The sequence below is a fragment of the Bradyrhizobium sp. HKCCYLS3077 genome (assembly GCF_051167555.1).
GTDB lineage: Bacteria > Pseudomonadota > Alphaproteobacteria > Rhizobiales > Xanthobacteraceae > Bradyrhizobium.
Window position 1 is genome coordinate 713,124 of sequence record NZ_JBNPTH010000001.1, and the last position, 15,243, is coordinate 728,366.

15 protein-coding genes, 1 tRNA gene and 1 riboswitch are annotated in these 15,243 nt (G+C 65.9%); of the genes, 8 read left to right on the forward strand and 8 right to left on the reverse strand.

Going from position 1 to position 15,243, the window contains the following annotated elements; all coding sequences use genetic code 11:
* Positions 1 to 179: 179 nt before the first annotated feature.
* Both ACQR0Z_RS03090 and ACQR0Z_RS03095 read left to right on the forward strand, forming a co-directional pair.
* Positions 180 to 557, forward strand: a complete 378-nt coding sequence (locus ACQR0Z_RS03090) for a hypothetical protein (protein WP_434917648.1) — start codon at positions 180 to 182, stop codon at positions 555 to 557.
* A 139-nt stretch (positions 558 to 696) separates the two neighbouring features.
* On the forward strand, positions 697 to 1,077 hold the full coding sequence (locus ACQR0Z_RS03095) for a hypothetical protein (RefSeq protein ID WP_434917649.1): 381 nt from the start codon (positions 697 to 699) through the stop codon (positions 1,075 to 1,077).
* 775 nt (positions 1,078 to 1,852) lie between these two features.
* Here ACQR0Z_RS03095 and apaG read toward each other — a convergent pair.
* Entirely contained in the window at positions 1,853 to 2,248 is a 396-nt protein-coding gene (gene apaG / locus ACQR0Z_RS03100) for a Co2+/Mg2+ efflux protein ApaG (protein ID WP_434856451.1), read from the reverse strand.
* A gap of 314 nt (positions 2,249 to 2,562) precedes the next feature.
* On the opposite strand from apaG, the gene ACQR0Z_RS03105 reads away from it, so the two are divergent.
* The 3 genes from ACQR0Z_RS03105 to ACQR0Z_RS03115 are packed head-to-tail and all read left to right on the forward strand — an operon-like array spanning position 2,563 to position 5,763.
* Complete coding sequence (locus ACQR0Z_RS03105) at positions 2,563 to 3,879, forward strand: OpgC domain-containing protein (protein WP_434856450.1); 1,317 nt, start codon at positions 2,563 to 2,565, stop codon at positions 3,877 to 3,879.
* Positions 3,879 to 4,637, forward strand: coding sequence for an SGNH/GDSL hydrolase family protein (locus tag ACQR0Z_RS03110; protein WP_434917650.1), 759 nt, complete (start codon positions 3,879 to 3,881; stop codon positions 4,635 to 4,637). The genes ACQR0Z_RS03105 and ACQR0Z_RS03110 overlap by 1 nt, the downstream gene beginning before the upstream one ends.
* A gap of 13 nt (positions 4,638 to 4,650) precedes the next feature.
* The gene (locus ACQR0Z_RS03115; RefSeq protein WP_434917651.1) at positions 4,651 to 5,763 is read left to right on the forward strand and encodes a GDSL-type esterase/lipase family protein; all 1,113 of its coding nucleotides are present in this window, start codon (positions 4,651 to 4,653) and stop codon (positions 5,761 to 5,763) included.
* 75 nt (positions 5,764 to 5,838) lie between these two features.
* Here the strand turns inward: ACQR0Z_RS03115 and ACQR0Z_RS03120 are convergent, their stop codons facing one another.
* Entirely contained in the window at positions 5,839 to 7,047 is a 1,209-nt protein-coding gene (locus tag ACQR0Z_RS03120) for an O-succinylhomoserine sulfhydrylase (RefSeq protein ID WP_434917652.1), read from the reverse strand.
* Between the two features lie 76 nt (positions 7,048 to 7,123).
* A riboswitch (SAM riboswitch) is annotated at positions 7,124 to 7,203 on the reverse strand.
* 106 nt (positions 7,204 to 7,309) lie between these two features.
* On the opposite strand from ACQR0Z_RS03120, the gene ACQR0Z_RS03125 reads away from it, so the two are divergent.
* Entirely contained in the window at positions 7,310 to 8,416 is a 1,107-nt protein-coding gene (locus ACQR0Z_RS03125; RefSeq protein ID WP_006615150.1) for a 2'-deoxycytidine 5'-triphosphate deaminase, read from the forward strand.
* Positions 8,417 to 8,527: 111 nt separating this feature from the next.
* Complete coding sequence (locus ACQR0Z_RS03130) at positions 8,528 to 10,000, forward strand: MATE family efflux transporter (RefSeq protein WP_434917653.1); 1,473 nt, start codon at positions 8,528 to 8,530, stop codon at positions 9,998 to 10,000.
* Here the strand turns inward: ACQR0Z_RS03130 and ACQR0Z_RS03135 are convergent.
* From ACQR0Z_RS03135 to ACQR0Z_RS03155, 5 genes are all read right to left on the reverse strand, one after another.
* Positions 9,997 to 10,398 carry an SRPBCC family protein gene (locus tag ACQR0Z_RS03135; protein ID WP_434917654.1) on the reverse strand — a complete coding sequence of 134 codons (402 nt, stop codon included), beginning with the start codon at positions 10,396 to 10,398 and terminating at the stop codon, positions 9,997 to 9,999. The genes ACQR0Z_RS03130 and ACQR0Z_RS03135 overlap by 4 nt on opposite strands.
* A 10-nt stretch (positions 10,399 to 10,408) precedes the next feature.
* A complete protein-coding gene (locus ACQR0Z_RS03140; protein ID WP_434917655.1) occupies positions 10,409 to 10,768 on the reverse strand; it encodes a VOC family protein in 360 nt (119 codons plus the stop codon).
* A 52-nt stretch (positions 10,769 to 10,820) separates the two neighbouring features.
* Positions 10,821 to 11,660: a helix-turn-helix transcriptional regulator gene (locus ACQR0Z_RS03145; RefSeq protein WP_434917656.1), complete on the reverse strand. Its 840-nt coding sequence runs from the start codon at positions 11,658 to 11,660 to the stop codon at positions 10,821 to 10,823.
* Positions 11,661 to 11,741: 81 nt separating this feature from the next.
* Positions 11,742 to 12,326, reverse strand: coding sequence for a methylated-DNA--[protein]-cysteine S-methyltransferase (locus ACQR0Z_RS03150; protein ID WP_434856573.1), 585 nt, complete (start codon positions 12,324 to 12,326; stop codon positions 11,742 to 11,744).
* Between the two features lie 228 nt (positions 12,327 to 12,554).
* Positions 12,555 to 12,953 carry an SPW repeat protein gene (locus ACQR0Z_RS03155; RefSeq protein ID WP_434856441.1) on the reverse strand — a complete coding sequence of 133 codons (399 nt, stop codon included), beginning with the start codon at positions 12,951 to 12,953 and terminating at the stop codon, positions 12,555 to 12,557.
* Positions 12,954 to 13,169: 216 nt separating this feature from the next.
* Here ACQR0Z_RS03155 and ACQR0Z_RS03160 point away from each other — a divergent pair.
* Positions 13,170 to 13,243: transfer RNA gene (locus tag ACQR0Z_RS03160), tRNA-Gly, on the forward strand.
* A 32-nt stretch (positions 13,244 to 13,275) separates the two neighbouring features.
* Here the strand turns inward: ACQR0Z_RS03160 and ACQR0Z_RS03165 are convergent.
* The gene (locus tag ACQR0Z_RS03165) at positions 13,276 to 15,120 is read right to left on the reverse strand and encodes an AMP-dependent synthetase/ligase (RefSeq protein ID WP_434917657.1); all 1,845 of its coding nucleotides are present in this window, start codon (positions 15,118 to 15,120) and stop codon (positions 13,276 to 13,278) included.
* Positions 15,121 to 15,243 lie beyond the last annotated feature (123 nt).

The following is a 15,243-nucleotide window of genomic DNA, read 5'->3' on the forward strand; positions in this document are numbered from 1 at the left end:
GCTTCGCTCCTCGCGATGACAGCAGTGTGAAACTCCTGCGTGGGCGCGCGCATGAATTCTGGCGGAGGAGCCGGACATCGCAAGCCTGCAACACGCCTGATCGTTCTCCCTTGCGCATCTCGACGTCTGCAATTCGCGCAGCTAAGGTTCCGGCGGGTTCAGGTGCTGGGGGCACTCGCATGCGTGCGCTGTTTGTTGTCGTCTCGCTTCTTCTGTCCGTCGTGGCGGCGCGCGCCGAGCGGGTGATCCCGTCCGGCAAGCCGCTGATCCTGTTCAACGCGACATCGGTCAATCCCGATTGCACCGCGCTCGGCAATGTCGAGGTGCGGGTCGTGCAAGGCCCGGAGCACGGCAGGGTCTCGGTCAGCAGGACGCGCGTGTTTCCGAACTATGCGGCGGGCAATCTGCGCAGCACTTGCAACGCGCGCCGCGTGCCCGGCGTGCTGGTGACCTATGTCTCGCAGCGCGGCTATGTCGGCGACGATCTCGTCGTCATCGAGGTGTTCTTCCCGAACGGCCGCGCCCAGCGTGCCACCGTTGCCATCCGCGTGGTCTGATCGATCGGCTGCTCCGCGAAGGCGCGACATCGCGCGGATCGTTCGTCTGTCGAACTCGATGTTTGGGCATCCCAACGCTCTCGACGTTTGCAACCTCCGCGGCTAAGTTCCACTCGAAAGGCGTTGCCGGGGGCGTTGCATGCGTGTGCTGTTGGTCGTGATCGGTCTGCTCGTGTCGATGGGGGCGGCGCAGGCCGCCACGAAATTCGTCCTGTCGGGCAGGCCGGTGATCCTCTATCAGGCCGGTGCCACCAATCCGGATTGCACCGCCGCCGGCGAGGTCGTGCTGCGGATCGTCCAGGAGCCCGAGCATGGCAAGGTCACCATCCGCCATGCCGGATTCTATCCGACGTTCCCCGAGGGCAATGTGCGCAGCGCCTGCAATCGCCGTCGCGTGCCGGGCGTTCAGGCCGTGTACGTCTCACAGCGTGGCTACACCGGGATGGACATGGTGGTGATCGAAGCGTTCTGGCCGGCCGGCCGCGCCGTCCGCTTCACCGCGCCCATCCGGGTCATGTGAAGCGCCGCGTCGCGGCGAGCGGACCTTGTTAGTTCGGCTCTCCGGGAGCTTCCGTGACGGTTCGCCGTCCATTTGCCCGTCGCGCTACTCTGTCGCAGCAACAAACAACTTGTGTCGTCGGGCAAATCAGGCGCACATTTCCGCGCGTCCCTGCTGCCGCATGAGGGGCGTGTCGCGACCGTCACGAGACGTTGGCAGTGGGATGCGATGGGCGTGTGTCGGCGCAGCGTGGCTTGGTTCGCGCGGACGAACGGCGGTGCACGCACGGTCAAGTCGCGCGGTCCTGATATCCCGATGCTGATATCAACTCGCGTTGGAGCGCTGCTTCACGTGGGGATGGTGGCCAACAAGCCCGGCGCACCAGGGAGAACGCGAAGCAGCCGTTAAAACCGATCGCGCAGGGAGGGTCGGGTCGTTCCGGCTGAACCTGTGGTACCTGCCGCCTGCATTTTTTCTCGCAGGCGGGCCGCAGGCCTCAGCCGAGGCCTGGCTCTCCCTGCGCCCTCTGTTGGAAGAGGGCGGACGAAGAGGACAAAGCTCGGGCGCGGATGCGTGGCGAGGGCGTTGAGGCGTGTCGATCTGGCGAATGACTGCAACGTGGGTTCTGGCGGTCTTGCTCCGCTGTCATGCCCCGCGAAGGCGGGGCATCCATTACGCCGAGCCCTCTCGTTTGATCACTGCGGTCCCGGAATACTGGATCGCCCGGTCAAGCCGGGCGATGACCGTGAGGGATCCGGCGTACACACCTACTCACCGCGAGACGTCAGCGCCCCCGCTAATTCAGCACCCGCTTGCCGCCGTCAGGTCCGTCCAGCGAGAACGCCGGCACCGCGATATCGAACTGCTCGCCGCTCTCGCTCTCCATCTGATAGGAGCCCGACATGAAGCCGGAGGCGGTCGTCAGCGGCACGCCGGAGGTGTATTCGAACCGCTCGCCCGGCGCGAGCACCGGCTGCTCGCCAACCACGCCCTCGCCGCGGACCTCCTGCTGCCGGCCGACGCCGTCGGTGATGATCCAGTGACGGCTGCGCAGCCGCACCGTCTCCTCACCGGTATTGGTGATGACGACTGTATAGGACCAGAACCAGCGGCCATCCGTGACCGAGGATTTCTCGGGCAGGAAGTTGGGCTCGACGGTCACTTCGATGTGGCGAGTCACGGCGCGATACATGACGGCATTGTAGCGGAAACCGATGTCGGAACCAATCGTAACGCCATCGTGCTTTCAACACAGTTCCGCCTTATGGCACCAGAATCGCGGACTCTGCCGCCGGGTATCCTCCGATCCGTCAGTCGGGATCGGAGCCCCGGCGGAGCCGGCCGTCGTCGCCCCTGTGATGCGTTGCGATCGCTGCCGTTGGTCCGCGCGGCCGAAAAACTGGGCACGGCCCAGCCGACAAGTCCTTCATCGCTTGCGCAAAAATTGCGCAGCCCTACATTCGCCCTGCCGGGCCTTCCAGGCTGGCAGCCTTGACGTGGTGCCTGATGACGTCGATTGCCGATCGCCTTTCCGGACCATCCGCGCCCGCCGCTGCCGCGCCGACGTCGCTCGCGGAAACGGCTGCGGCTGCGAGCGTGGCCGCGCCCGCCATCACGGCTGCCCCGGCAGCGGCGCCGCCGGCGAAGGCTGCTTCACCCGCAATCACATTCCCGGCAGTCGGTGAGCGCGAGCTGCGGCTCGATCTGTTCCGCGGGCTGGCACTGTGGCTGATCTTCATCGATCATTTGCCGCCGAATCTGCTGACCTGGTTCACGATCCGCAACTACGGCTTCTCCGACGCCACCGAGATCTTCATCTTCATCTCCGGCTACACCGCCGCGTTCGTCTACGGCCGCGCGATGCAGGACGCTGGCTTCATCGTCGCCACCGCGCGCATCCTGCGCCGGGTCTGGCAGATCTACGTCGCCCACGTCTTCCTGTTCACGATCTTCCTCGCCGAAATCTCCTACGTCGCAACCAGCTTCGAGAACCCGCTCTACACCGAAGAGATGGGGATCATGGACTTCCTGAAGCAGCCGGACGTGACGATCGTGCAGGCGCTGATCCTGCGCTTCCGGCCTGTCAACATGGACGTGCTGCCGCTCTACATCGTGCTGATGCTGTTCCTGCCGCTGATCCTGTGGCTGATGCGCTGGCGTCCCGATGTCACCCTCGGTCTGTCGGTCGTTCTCTACGCGGTCACCTGGGAGCTCGATCTCTATCTCACCGCCTATCCGAACGGCTTCTGGGCCTTCAATCCGTTCGCCTGGCAATTGCTGTTCGTGTTCGGCGCGTGGTGCGCGCTCGGCGGCGCACAGCGCATGTCACGCATCATCAATTCCCCGATCACGCTCGGGCTCTGCGTCGCCTATCTGGTCGCGGCCTTCTGCGTCACCCTGACCTGGTACATCCCGCAGCTCGGTCATCTGATGCCGCGCCGAATCGAGCAATGGATGTATCCGATCGACAAGACCGATCTTGACGTGTTGCGTTTCGCGCATTTCCTCGCACTCGCAGCACTCACCGTGCACTATCTGCGCAAGGACTGGCCGCTGCTGAAGTCACGCTGGCTGCGGCCGCTGATTGTTTGCGGGCAACACTCGCTGGAGATCTTCTGCCTCGGCGTGTTTCTGGCGTTCGCGGGTCATTTCGTGCTTGCCGAAGTGTCGGGCGGCGCCATGATGCATGCGGTGATCAGCCTGTGCGGCATCCTCATCATGTGGGGGGTGGCGTCGCTGATTTCGTGGTACAAGCGTGAGGCCGATAAGGGCGCGGCGCGAAAAGGTGCGCGCAGCAACGCCGATCTGGCGGGAGGGGGCTGATGAAGTCCGTCTCGTGGTTAAGGTTTGGTATCGCAGCGCTGGCGGTGACGCTGGCAGCGTCTGCGCGCGCGGAAGACGCGCCGCAGAATTGCGAGGTGCCGGCCTACCTGCTGACGACCGAGAGCCCGCTCCCGAAAGTTGCAGACGCCGTCAAGACCGCCCGCACGCTGGATATTCTGGTCGTCGGAAGCCGCTCATCCTCCATTGTCAGCACGGCGGATGCCGCCGCGTATCCTTACCGGCTGCAGGCGGCCCTGAAGGACAAGCTTCCGGCCGTCACCATCAACCTGACCGTCGAGCTGCAGCCGAAAAAGACGGCGGAGGAAATCGCCGGAAATCTTGTTAAACTGGTGGAAGGAAAAAGGCCTAATTTGGTCATCTGGCAGACCGGAACGGTCGACGCCATGCGGTCGATCGATCCTGATGAGTTCCGGCAGGCGGTCGACGACGGTGTGGCGACGCTGCAGAAAGCGGGAGCTGATGTCGTCTTGATGAACCTGCAATACAGCCCGCGGACGGAAACGCTGATTTCCGTGCCGCCCTATGTCGACAACATGCGGGTGGTGGCGCAGCAGCGCGACATCCCGCTGTTCGATCGCTTCGCGATCATGCGGCAATGGAACGAGCAGGGCGATTTCGACCTGTTCAATCCGACGCACGGGGTCGAGCTGGCCAAGCAGGTTCATGATTGCCTCGGACGGGCGCTGTCGAAGTTCATCATCGACGCGGCGCATGTCGGTCCGGCGCAGCAGAACTAGGGTCATGTTGTCTATGTGTTCGAATAAATTGTGCCGCGTATCTGGGACATGGGAGACGCTTTCGGCTGCCGTGGTCCTGGTGACGGCTCTCTCGATCAGCCCGCAGCTCGCACGCGCGCAGGGCGCCGAGGTGGCTGCCGAGTTTGCGGTCAGCGAATTGCGTCCGACCATCGGCCACGTCGTGGTGGCTCAGGCCGGCAATCCGGCGCCCGGTCCGATCGCCGCCGTCAATCCTGCGGCCAAGACGTCGCCGCCGGCAAATGCGCCAGCCATGACGGACGCGCAGTCGCCCGCGAGTGCGGCGGTCATGGCCGCCACCCCGCCGCAGTCGCGCAGCATCACCGAGCGCGCGATCGACAAGGTCAAGCAGGTCGCGAAGTCCGCGAGCGACATCTTCAACCGCGTGCCCTGCCTGCCGCCGAAGGGCGTGGCGAAGAAGAATTTCATCTCCCTGCCGCATGTCGCGAACAAATTGGCCTCCGGCCTGCCGGTCGTCATCGTCGCCTTCGGCTCGTCATCGACGCAGGGCTATGGCGCGAGCACGCCCGACTACAACTATCCGAACCGGCTCGCAGCGCAGCTGCGCCGGCAATATCCGATGGCCGACATCACCGTGATCAATGCCGGCGTCGGCGGCGAGGATGCGCCGGAGATGATGAAGCGGCTGGAGACGTCGGTGATCGACCGCCATCCGGATCTCGTGATCTGGCAGGTCGGCACCAATGCGGTGCTGCGCGACCTCGATCCGACCGAGACCGCCAAGCTGGTCGAGGACGGCGTCGCCAAGATCCAGGCGGCGGCATCCGACGTCGTGCTGGTCGATCTGCAATATTCGCCGAGGGTCAACGAGCGTTCGGAGAACGCCAGCCGCATGAACAAGCTGCTCGGCCGCATCGCCGAGCTGCATCACGCCGGCATCTTCCCGCGCTTCGAGGTGATGCGCGACTGGCATGAGCGCCAGGCGATCCCGATGAATGAGTTCGTGATCTCGGACGGCCTGCACATGAGCGACTGGGGCTACGCCTGCTTCGCCCAGCTGCTCGGCGACGACATCATCCGCTCGGTCGGCCAGGTGAAGCTCGGCATCAACGCGCCGTCCGAGGTGTTGACCTATCGGCCGATGTGACGAGCGCGAGCAGGGAATAGCGCGTAGCGAATAGGGGACGGGACCATCTATTCGCTACTGCCAATTCGCCATTGGCTAAGCGGCCTTCAGGGCCGCGTCGAGATCCTCGATCAGATCTTCGGCATGCTCGAGGCCGGCGGAGAAGCGGATGAAGCCCTCGCTGATCCCAAGCTCGGCGCGCGCCTCCGGCGTCAGCCGCTGATGCGTGGTCGTTGCGGGATGCGTGACCAGCGTCTTGGAGTCGCCGAGATTGTTGGAGATGCGCGCGAGCTTGAGCCCGTTGAGCGTGCGGAACGCCGTGGGCTTGCCGCCCTTGACCTCGAAGCCGACCAAGGTCGAGCCGGCGCGCATCTGCTTCCTGACCGTCGCCGCCTGCGGATGGTCCTCGCGGCCCGGATAGATCAGCCGCGAGATCTTCGGATGCGCGGCGAGGAAGTCGGCCACCTTACCCGCCGTGTCGGTCTGCGCGCGCACGCGCACCGCCAGGGTCTCCAGGCCCTTCAGCAGCACCCAGGCATTGAACGGCGAGATCGACGGGCCGGTCTGGCGCATGAAATTGTGGATGTGCTCGGCGATGAACGCCTCCGACGACAGGATCACGCCGCCGAGGCAGCGGCCCTGGCCGTCGATATGCTTGGTCGCGGAGTACACGACGACATCGGCGCCCAGCGCCAGCGGGCTCTGCCAGATCGGCGTGGCGAAGACGTTGTCGACGATCAGCCGCGCACCATGGGCATGCGCGATCTCGGCAATCGCCGGGATGTCCATCACATCGAGTGTCGGATTGGTCGGGCTCTCCAGGAAGAACGATTTGGTGTTCGGCCTGACGGCCTTCTGCCACTGGTCGAGGTCAAGCCCGTCGACCAGGGTCGACTCGATGCCGTAGCGCGGCAGCAGGTCCTCGACGACGTAGCGGCAGGAGCCGAACAGCGCCTTGGCCGCGACGACATGGTCGCCGGCGCGCAGGGGCGCCAGGATCGCGGTGGTGACGGCGGCCATGCCGGTGGCGGCCGAGCGGCAGGCCTCGGCGCCTTCGAGCTCGATCATGCGGCGCTCGAACATCGCCGTGGTCGGGTTGGAGAAGCGCGAATAGATGAAGCCGGGATCCTCGCCCTTGAAGCGCGCCTCGCACTCCTCGGCGGTGGCGTAGACGAAACCCTGCGTGAGATAGAGCGCCTCGGCGGTCTCGCCGAATTCGGAGCGCAGGCCGCCGGAATGCACCAGCCGGGTTTCGGGACGGTAGTGGGCGAACGACGCCGGCGCCTTCGCGGGGGACTTCGACATGTGACCTCCATCGTGACCACCGCGCCTGGCGATGGGCACAAAAAAACCGGCCTGGGAAAACTCCTCACGGCCGGGATCACAATCGTCCCCGGCCTGTTTAGCGACTTATTTAACGTGGCTGCAAGCCGGCCGGCTCAAATCACCACGGGATAAGTCGTGCTCATAGTCCCACCTGGCCTTTCCGTCAAGCCAGCCATCGGATAACCGGTCAAAAGACCCTATATAGGCTCGCATAGCCGCCATTCCGGCAAAGGATCAGGTCTTGCCGTTTTCGCTTCCCGCCGACGCCCATGGCATCCTGCCCGACCGCATGATCGTGGCGATGGCCGAGGCTGGCCTGATCATCCCGGAATACGATTTCGTCGAGAGCCAGATCCAGCCGGCGAGCCTCGACCTGCGGCTGGGCGACGTGGCGTATCGGGTGCGGGCGAGCTTCCTGCCGGGGCCGGGCTCCACGGTGGCCGAGCGCATCGACGAGCTGAAGCTGCACGAGATCGCGCTCGCCGATGGCGCGGTGCTGGAGACCAACTGCGTCTACATCGTGCCGCTGCTGGAGAGCCTGGCGCTGCCGAAGGACATCGTCGCCGCCGCCAATCCTAAGAGCTCGACCGGGCGGCTCGACGTGTTCACCCGCGTGATCGCCGACGGTACGAGGCGCTTCGACATGATCGGCGCCGGCTATCACGGTCCGCTCTATGCCGAGATCAGCCCGAAGACGTTTCCCGTCTTGTTGCGCGAGGGCTCGCGCCTCTCCCAGGTCCGCTTCCGCTACCGCGACGCGGTCTTGTCCGAGGATGAGCTGATCGCGCTGCACGAGGCCGAGCGGCTGGTCGATCGCGACGATGCGGATCTCGCCGGTGGTGTCGCGCTGTCCGTCGACCTGTCCGGCAGCAATGCCAACGGCTATGTCGGCTACCGCGCCAAGCGCCATACGGGGGTCGTCGATGTCGACCGCCGCGGCGGCTATCCGGTGGAGGAATTCTGGGAGCCGATCAAGGCGCGGCCCGACGGCAGCCTGATCCTCGATCCCGGCGAGTTCTACATCCTCGCCTCGAAGGAAGCGGTACAAGTGCCGCCGGACTACGCGGCAGAGATGGTGCCTTTCGATCCCCTGGTCGGCGAATTCCGTGTGCACTATGCCGGCTTCTTCGATCCCGGCTTCGGCTATGCCGGCGCCGGCGGGCAGGGCTCGCGGGCGGTACTTGAAGTGCGCTCGCGCGAGGTGCCGTTCATCCTCGAGCACGGCCAGATCGTTGGCCGGCTCGTCTACGAGAAGATGCTGGCGCGGCCGAACGCGATGTATGGCAGCCGGATCGGCTCCAACTACCAGGCGCAGGGCTTGAAGCTCTCCAAGCACTTCCGCCTGTAGCGCGCTGCGCGCCGCGCGCGCACCCCCAATGCATCCGGCGCACGCCGCGATGTGCTAGAGACGACCGATAATTGCGCTGCGACACCAACCGCAGCCACGCGGGGAGCGAACATGTCCGAGATCGGCCTGGCCGACACTCCGGTCGGCGAGGGGCGGCCCGTGCCGCCCGTCAAGCCGTCGCGGAACGCGGTGGCCGACGGGCCGATCCTCAAGACGCTGCTGTCGCTGGCCTGGCCCAACATCATCGCGAACACAGCCGGCACCTGCGTCGTCATTGCCGAGACCTCCTATATCGGCCGGCTCGGCATCGAGGCGCTGGCCGCGATGGCCCTGGTGTTCCCCCTGGTGATCCTCACCATGACGATGTCCGGCGGTGCGATGGGCGGCGGCGTCGCCTCGGCGATTGCGCGTGCGCTCGGTGCCGGCGACACCGACCGCGCCTCGACGCTCGCCTCGCATGCGCTGCTGATCGCGCTGACGTTCGGCGCGACCTTCATGGTCGGCATGCTCGTGTTCGGCCCCGGCCTGCTGGAGACGCTCGGCGGCCGCGGCACGGTGTTGAGCCACGCCGTGGCCTATCTGCAGATCTTCTTCGGCGGCGCCATGTTGCCCTGGCTGATGAACTCGATGGCCGGCATTCTGCGCGGCACGGGCAACATGAAGCTGCCGTCGTTCATGATCCTGAGCTCCGCGCTGCTGCAGATCGTGCTCGGGGGAACGCTGAGTCTGGGCCTCGGGTTGGGCATGCGCGGCGTCGCCGCCGGCGCGCTGCTCGCCTTCAGCGTCAGCATCTCGGTCATGGGCTGGTACCTGTTCTCCGGCCGCGCGCGCGTCAGGCCGAAGCTGCGGGGCCTCAAGATCAGCGGCGCGATGTTCGCCGATATCCTGAAAGTCGGCGCCGTCGCCTGCTTCTCCCCGCTGCAATCGGTGCTGTCGATCGCGATTTTCACGCACATGCTGGCCGGCTTCGGCACCGCCGTGCTCGCCGGCTACGGCATCGGTGCCCGGCTGGAGTTCATGATGACCACCGTGGCGTTCTCGGTCGGCATGGCGTCGGTGCCGATGGTCGGCATGGCGATCGGCGCCGAGCGTGTCGCGCGTGCTCGTCGCATCGCCTGGACGGCCGGCTTCGTCTCGTTCACGTCAGTCGGCGCGCTCGCCACCTTGATTGCGTTCGTCCCGCAAGTGTGGGTCGATATCTTCACGCAGGATCCGAGCGCGCGCGCCGCCGGCGCGCATTATCTGCGCATCGCCGCGCCGATGTATGCGTTCATCGGTCTTGCGATCTCGATGTATTTCTCATCGCAGGGCGCGGCCAAGGTGCTCGGCCCCGTGCTGGCGCAGACGGTCCGGCTCATCTTCATCGCCGTCGGCGGCAGCTATCTGCTGCAGCATGCGGCGACTGAAGGCGAGTTCTTCATGCTGGCGGCGACGTCGATGGTGCTGCTCGGCGTGCTCACGCTCGCCAGTGTGATGCTGACCCGTTGGGGACCGAAGCCGGCCACGGTCGAGTTCAGCCCGGCCGTGGTCACGGCCGAGCTTGCTTCCGTCGCGGAGGCTCCGCCGGTGCGGCGCGCGGGCTAGGCGGCGAGCCTCCCCAGCGTGTCCTGCATCGTGCGCGCGCCGATCTCCATCTGCTGCGCGATGTAAGGCCCGATGGCGTGCGGCAGCACGTCGGTAATCCAGATCATTCGGCAGCGAGTTTCGCCGTCCGGGATGATCTGCATCGAGGCGCTGTGCCGGGTCATGCGTGGATCGTCGATCGCATAGACGATGCGCCGCCGCGCATCGTCGCAATCGATGAGTTGCTCGCGCATGACGTTGCCGTTGGCGAAGCTGACGATGCGGACATCGTCCTCGAGCCTGGTATCGACCACGAAGCCGGGCGCCAGCCTGGTATGGACCGCGCCGAAATCGCGCACCACGGCCCACACCGCGTCTGCAGGCAGTGCAATGGAAACATCCTTGTAGATCGATGCCATGACGTTGCTCTCACGGACACACGGCTTCGATGTTGTTGCCGTCGGGATCGATCAGGAACGCCGCGTAGTAGGTCGGGCTGTAGTCCGTGCGCGGCCCGGCGCCGCCATTGTCGCTGCCGCCGGCCTTGAGACCTTCGCTGTGAAATCTGGCGACGGCCGCGTGGTCCTTGGCGCGGAACGCGACATGCGCCGCGCCGCTACGTCCGGTCCTGTCGAGATAGAGCCACAGCGCCGGCTCGCCCTTCGGGCCGATGCCGGCGGAAGTCTCGTCCTTCGAGCAGAGAATGTGGCCGAGCGGCGCGAGCGCAGACGTGTAGAACCGCACGCTCGCGTCGAGATCGCTGACCTTCAGGCCGATATGATCGTACATCGATGATCTCCCAAGTGCCGCACGCGGGGCCGCGTGCATTGGGATCATCCAATCAGTGCCGGCTTATCCGTTCTTGGAAAATCTTGCGCTCGCCGCGCGAAGCCTTGCGGAACTTGGCGGGCGAGATGCCGGCGGCGCGCGTGAAGGTGCGGGTGAAGTTGGAGAGATCGGCGAAGCCCGTGTCGTAGGCGATGGCGGTGACCGGGGTGTCCTCCTCGCTCAGACGCCGCGCCGCACGCCGCAGTCGCGCCCGGATCAGATATTGATGCGGCGTGACGCCGAGCGTCGCCGCGAACAGCCGCAGGAAATGAAACGGACTGACGCCGGCTTCGCGTGCGGCGCCGGCAAGATCGATGGTTTCATGCGCATTGTCGTCGAGCCATAGCGCAGTCTCGACCGCGCGCCGGCGATCGCGCAAGCTCGGCTTGATCGAACGCTTCTGACGGCCGGTGACCGCCGCAACGAAGCGGCCGACAAGGAGATGTCCGATCTCGTCGAGGCCCAGCGTCTGCTCGCGCGTCGCGACAGCCTGTGCGAGTTCGCCGAGCACCATGAGCTCCGGCAGCGGCGGCATCGCGCCCGTCTGCCACGCCTGTCTGTTGCCGCCGATCTCGTCGACGAGCTCGTCAGCAAAAAAGAACGACAGGCACTCGTCGCCGCAGACGTGGTCGTGCGTGCACATGAACTCGTCGCCGGGGTGGCCCACCAGCAGAGCGCCGGTGACGAGTTCGTGGAAGCGGCCGCGGTGATGGCAGCCGAAGCTGCCCTTGCGCACATAGGACAGCGAGTAGCCGCCGAATTGCTCGACATAGGGACGCTCGCCCGGGACCGCTGCGCAGCGGAACTCGGACACGGTGACGTCTCGGCTTTCGAACAGGATCGTCGCGGTCATTCCGCAAATCTAATTCATGGTCCGCAAAAGGCGAGTGGCTTGCTGCAACGCCCGCGCGCGCGAGCGTTGCGCGCCCCGATCTCAGCGTGCGCGCGACGCAGTGCGCGGCCGTTCCGCGGCCAGCAAGGCGTCGAACAGCGTGAAGCCCGCAGGCGTCTTGGCGCCTTCGAGCGCCAGCAACCGCCGTTTGGAGATGAGGCCGCTGTTGGGCGACGGCTTGTCCAGGCCATTGCCGATTTCTCGTACGCGATGACAGGGAACGATCAGCACGAACGCATTTTTCGACAGCGCCTGCACGATCGAATGCAGCGCGCCGGGAACGTGCAACTCATTCGCGAGCTCTTCGGCGCTACGCGTCTCTCCACGCGGAATCGCGCGAATGGCGTCATAGACGCGCTGATTGAACGGCGTCACGCCGCCGAGGTCGAGGACGACGTCGGAGAAGTCGACATCCTGCCCGCGCAGCATGGCGCTGATGGTCTTGATCGCAAGTTCAGTATTTGAACACGGGCGCTCCTCCCGTGCTTCGGGAAACTGCCGGAACATGCGCCGGCGCGTCTCGATTTCGCGTGCTTCCGGCAGTTGCACGCCGGTGATTCCCGCATCGCTCCACGCAATGCCGCAACGGCCGAGGGCCGTATCAAAGATCGTATACCCACGCCCCATGACGCCACCCCAACCCCACACCACAAGCATAACATCGTCGCGGTCGCCCGCATCAATTTTGTTAACAGCGTGTTAGCAGCGCGGCGCGACCGGGGCGGGGTTTGCCCTGATTTGGGTCATGCTTGTCAAGCGCCGCGTCGTGACGGCCGCAACGGTATCGCGATGGCGGGATGCAACGCAGCGGACCGGCCCTCGAGGTGGAGACGCCATGTCGTTAGATGCGCTCCGTCACCGTGATCGGTCGCCTGCAAAATCAGGATCATGCGCGAGCCACAGTTCGAGCAGGCTCAGGAACGTGACGGCGACGCCGATGATGATGCTGACATGCATCGCCGAGGTGTGCGCAAAGCCGAGCATCCAAGGCGCCGCAATCAGCCAAACGCCCAATGCGACTTTGAGCCACTCCTCCCAATCCGCAAATGCCAGCAGACCGCCGACCGACAGCGCGACGACCGCCGTGCCGACCACTGCGGCATCGATCCGGCCAGCGGCGCGAGCAAAGCCGAACAGCCAGGGCGCGACCGTGAGGAACAGGCCGCATGCGAGTGTGTAGATATCGAGCGCCGAGGGACGCGAGAGAATCGCGAGCGCTGCCGAAGCCGAGGAGGCGCGGTGATGGCTGTTCATGTGGTCAGCTTCCATGGGCCTGACGGCGAGGCGAGGAGGTGCCGCCTGATCAGCACAAGCACCGGCTTTTCGGCCCGTTCCCAGGCCGGCGGTCTCGGGCCGATCACGATTGGGCGAGCCCGCTGGCGCCGCGGCGCCCGCGGATCGCCTCGGTGTCCGGCTCGCGGCAACAAGCCGCTTGGCGAAACGCCTCCTCTCGGCTAAGCATGGGCGAGCGCGGGCGTAGTTCAATGGTAGAACGGCAGCTTCCCAAGCTGCATACGAGGGTTCGATTCCCTTCGCCCGCTCCAATCTCGCCCCGGCCTTTTTCAGCGTCAACGGCTCATTGCGCTGCCGCCGGCCGCTTCGCGTAGATGGCGTCGATCTCCTTCGCAAACGCTCGCTCGATCGCCGGACGCTTGTTCTTCAACGTCGGTGTGATCAGGCCCTGCTGCACCGTCCACGGCTCCAAGGTCCAGTGCACCGCCTTTGGCGTCGCGTAGGACGGATAGGCCTTTACGGTGCGAGCGATGTGGCGCAGCAGCGAAGCGGCTTCAGCCTCGGGGCCGCGCTGCCCGTGCGCGGCTAATCTGGCCTGCTGCTCGGCCCAGCCCTTGGCGTTGAGCACGACGATCGCCGTCAGGAACGGCCGGTTCTCGCCGATCACGATGGCCTGCTCAAACAACGTGTCGGTCAGGATCGCGGTTTCGAGATCGGCCGGTGCGATCTTCTCCCCGGTCGAGGTCACCAGGATGTCCTTGATCCGCCCGGTGATGGTGATGCGGCCGTCGTCGATGCGGGCCTGGTCGCCGGTGTGCAGCCAGCCGTCGGCCTCCTTGACGCGCGCGGTCTCTTCCGGTTTGTGCCAATAGCCGAGCATGACGCTCGGTCCGCGCACCATCAGTTCGTCATTGGCGCCGATGCGGACCTCGACGCCGGGCAGGGCACGGCCGACCGTGCGCGGGTCATTGTCATCAGGCGTGTTGACGCTGACGACCGGCGAGGTCTCGGTCATGCCGTAGCCCTGCAGCACCTCGAGCCCGAGTGACAGGAACAGACGGACCACCGGCTCGGCGATCGGCGCGCCGCCGCTGACCGCGACCTTCAGCCGCCCGCCGAACCGCGCCAGCACCTTTTGCGCGACGAGGCGCTGCAGCAGCGGCCAGGTGGGGCGGTCGAACGTGGAGAGAGGCGTGCCGCGCCCGTGCTGCGCATCGAAGCGGCGGCCGCCGATCGCGATCGTCAGGTCGACCAGCGCGCGTTCGAGCGGATTGGCCATGGCGCGGTGATGCATCACCAGCGAATAGATCCGCTCATAGATGCGGGGAACGGAGACCAGGATCGTCGGGCGCACCTGGACGAGATCGTCCGACAGCTGCTTCACCGAGCGCGCATAGGCGACGCAGGCGCCGATCGCGATCGGGTAGTAATAGCCGGCTGTCCGTTCGAACGTATGCGACAGCGGCAGGAATGACAGGAACAAATCGTCGATGCCGGCCGTGAGCCGCTGGTGGATGGCCTTCACGTTGGCGACGACGTTGCCGTGCGACAGCATCACGCCTTTCGGCCGGCCGGTGGTGCCGGACGTGTAGACGATGGCGGCGAGGTCGTGCGGCGCGACCGTGACCGGGGCCTCGGGTGGTGCCGCGTCGGCTGCGCCCAGCCACGCCTCCAGCGACACGAGGCGATCGTCGGCGGAGCGGGCGGGACCATGGTTCGGTCCGGCGGAGATGATGCGCTTGAGCTCGGGGAGCGCCTGGCCGACCGCGGCAATCTCATCCCAGCGCTCGTCCGAATCGACCAGCAGCAGCCGTGCGCCGGAGTCCGCGAGGATGTAGGCGATGCTGTCGGCATTGTCGACGGCGTGCATCGGCACCGGCACCAGCCCCCGCGCAAGCGTTGCCTGATCCATCGCGAGATGCGCGAGGCCGTTCGGCATCAGGATCGCGATGCGTTCGCCCGGGGCCAGGTCTTCCGCCGCGAGGGCGCGTCGCCAGCGCGCAACGACGGCATCGATCTCGCGCCAGGAGAAGCGCGTCCATCGGCCGGTATCCGGGTCGCAGTGACGATAGGCGTCGTGGTCGGGACTCTGCGCGACGCGCCAGCGCCACAACTCGGGCAAGGTCGCAATGGCAGCCAGCGGGCCGGCCGCCATTGCGGGATCATCGATGGGACTTGATTGCTGCACGCCTGTCTCCGGCGATCCTGAATGCGTCGCGCCGGCAGCGTCTTGCCGTCACGGTTCAGGGTCGACGTTGACGTAGCGCAATCACACGGCGCCTGCTCTGCCACGGCGACATGGGAGCCCCGG